This window comes from Rhodococcus sp. B10 (assembly GCF_011770055.1).
Taxonomy (GTDB): domain Bacteria; phylum Actinomycetota; class Actinomycetes; order Mycobacteriales; family Mycobacteriaceae; genus Rhodococcoides; species Rhodococcoides kyotonensis_B.
On sequence record NZ_JAAFYV010000122.1, the window covers coordinates 1 to 402 of the forward strand.

1 protein-coding gene is annotated in these 402 nt (G+C 61.9%); it reads right to left on the reverse strand.

The window, feature by feature from the left end:
* Positions 1–402 (reverse strand): MBL fold metallo-hydrolase (locus RhoFasB10_RS25950; protein WP_167679363.1); only part of this gene is annotated, 402 nt, incomplete at both ends.

The following is a 402-nucleotide window of genomic DNA, read 5'->3' on the forward strand; positions in this document are numbered from 1 at the left end:
GTATGGCCTGGCACGTGCAGCGACATCGCCTGCAGATTACCGATGCGGAAGGAGGCACCGTCAGCGAACAGGTGATCGAATTGGCTGCCATCACGCTTGAACGCAGTACCGGCATTGAAGACCTTGCCGAAGGTTTCCTGGACAGTGGTGATGCGCTCGCCGATGGCCAGCGTACCTCCCACCTGGCCCCGCAGCCATGGTGCTGCTGAGAGGTGGTCGGCATGCGCGTGGGTTTCCAGCAACCATTGCACCTGTAGGCGCTCGGCCCGCACGTAGTCCACCAACGCCGATGCGGAGGCAGTGGAGGTGCGGGCTGCGGCCATGTCGAAGTCAAGGACGCTGTCGATGATGGCGCACGCTGAAGAAGATGGATCGCGTACGACGTGACTGGCAGTGAAAGTG